The 2497-nt window shown below is 41.2% G+C and carries 1 protein-coding gene and 1 pseudogene; both read left to right on the top strand.

Annotation, left to right across the window (positions count from 1 at the left end; genetic code table 11):
- Positions 1-494: 494 nt before the first annotated feature.
- Positions 495-1031, top strand: a pseudogene (locus ACUVXA_RS19660) (SIR2 family NAD-dependent protein deacylase); the annotation flags it as partial.
- A 149-nt stretch (positions 1032-1180) separates the two neighbouring features.
- Positions 1181-2458: a homocitrate synthase/isopropylmalate synthase family protein gene (locus ACUVXA_RS19655; RefSeq protein ID WP_445872990.1), complete on the top strand. Its 1278-nt coding sequence runs from the start codon at positions 1181-1183 to the stop codon at positions 2456-2458.
- Positions 2459-2497 lie beyond the last annotated feature (39 nt).

The following is a 2497-nucleotide window of genomic DNA, read 5'->3' as shown; positions in this document are numbered from 1 at the left end:
CTTAATTATGTGGTTGTTTACTCCTTTGTTTCGGGGGCTTAAAAAACGCTTCTTTCCGGGGAAACTTGTTGAGCAAAATACAAGCATATATTTCCCGTAGGCGATGTAGTTTCGTTCGATTCTGCCTCAAAAAGGAGCTTTTATAGAGCTTATTTTCCAATTTAGAACCCAAAAATAAGGGGTAGAATCGGGCGAATCTACATTACCTTTCCCGTATACGGTAAAAAATAAATAATTGAACATGGGAAATCAACTTCTTGTTTTATATCAGGCTCTTCAATAAGGAGTGGAATACAATAGAGTTTATAGATAGTTTACGCCCGAGTAAGAAATCACGTACTGTTGTTCTTACTGGCGCAGGAATTTCTGCTGAGAGCGGTGTGCCTATTTTTAGGGGGGAAGGATCGATGTGGGAAAACGCGAAGGCAAGGGAACTTGCCAGTAAAGCTGGTCCACATTGGAACACGAAAGGCACATGAGAGTTTTATGAGTGGAGGAGAGAACTTGTCAGTCGCTGTCAGCCAAATGCAGCTCATCTCATACTTGTGGAAATGGAAAATTTCTTCGACAACTTCTTTCTAATAACTCAAAATGTTGACGGTTTGCACATAAGAGCAGGAAGCAGAAATGTTTTAGAACTCCACGGCAACATGTGGAAGGGCAGATGTCCCAGAGACGGGGAGATAGTCGATTTACCAAAAACCCCCTTGGAGACAACACCTCCAATCCATCATTGTAGGTCAAACTTGCGTCCTAATGTTGTTCAGTTCGGAGAGCCTTTAGATGCAGCAGTATTGAGAAAAAGTATGGATGAAAGCAGGAATGCAGATCTATTTCTAGTTATTGGCACGTCAGGGGTTGTTTCACCGGCACGGGAACTTCCACTACTAGCCCTAGATAGAGGAGCACCCGTCATAGAGATAAATCGGGAGCTAACGGTTCTCACTCCATACTTGACTTGCTCCATTTTTGGAAAGGCAGCAGAAAACCTGCCAAAACTTTGGCGAAAACTAAGGGAAACCATGAATTAAAATAATGAGCAAATTGTTGCAAACTATTTTTTAAAAATTGTTGAAATCCTGGTACTAACATAAAACTGGTGGAGGAGGTCTTTTATACAAAATTTTTAAACCCTTGATACAATGTTTCTCTGTCATATAACTTCTGGTGGGTTTAAAAAATGGTGCTGGAATCGGCTGAAAACGATTTAATGGATTATAATTTGATTCCAGAGACTTTGCCTAAACACTTGCCAAAAAAGGTGTGGATTTGGGATGAGACTCTGCGGGACGGTGAACAAACCCCGGGTACTTTCCTAACCGTTGAGGAGAAGGTTGAATTATCAAAGCTTTTAGATGAGATTGGTGTTAGGGTCATTGTTCCTAGTTTCCCTGCAGTATCTAAATCTGAAAAGAAGGTTATTAGGGCTCTCTCTAGAGAAAATCTTACTAACGCAAAGATTGCCGCCACCGCCAGACCAAAAAGAGCCGATATAGATGCGTGTCTAGCCTGTGATGTGGAAGAAATCCCAATTTTTATGTCTACGAGCAGGATTCTACTGAAATATTCAATAAGAAAAAACGTGGAAGAAGCCATGGAAATGTTGGTGGATGCGGTAACGTATGCGAGAGATCACGGTGTGGTTGTGGACTTCGTAGCAGAAGATGCTACTCGATCCTACTTTGATGAACTGATAAAAATTTGTGAAGCTGCAGTAAGAGCAGGTACGGACAAAATTGCCTTAGCCGACACTTTGGGTGTTATGCGTCCGACCTCTATGAAATATCTTGTGGGCAAAGTTAGGGATGAATTGAATACTAGATTTAATAGGGAAATTCCTCTTTCCGTTCATTGTCATAATGATTTCGGATTGGCAACGGCGAACACCCTTGCCGGAGTTGAAGAAGGGGTCATCTATCCCCACACCTGTGTAAATGGGTATGGGGAAAGAGGGGGAAACGCGTCCTTTGAAGAAGTTGTTCTCTCACTAGAATTATTATATAAAGTTGACACTGGTATAAAGTTAGACCGAATTTACGAAGTTTCACAGGAGTTCGAAAGAGTTTTTGGAATACCTCTTTCCGTGCATAAACCTCTTGTGGGAGATAACAGTTTTAGACATGAGAGTGGGATTCACGTGTATGCACTTCTGAGAAATAAACACACCTATGAACCTTTCCCGCCAGAACTCATAGGAAGGAATACTGAGCTGTTTCTGGGAAAACATACCGGTAAGCATGCCGTAAGGCACCTACTTGAGGAAGAGGGGATAGTAGCCTCAGATGACCAGGTAGAAAAGATAGTTAACGAAATAAAGAAAAGGCAGGAGAGGCAAAATAAGGAGATTCTCCGAGCCCGTTTTATGGATGCGAAGGAAAAAATGAGAACACTTCACAGAGGTATGTTCCGGAGCGAATTCTTAGAAATAGTTAGGAGGGTAACTAAAAAAACCACTTGAACTCTTATATTTAAACAAATAAAATCTATTATTAAAAAT

It is taken from the genome of Candidatus Jordarchaeum sp., from assembly GCF_052745115.1.
The sequence above is the reverse complement of the archived record's forward strand: the minus strand, read 5'-3'. Positions and strand labels throughout refer to the sequence as shown.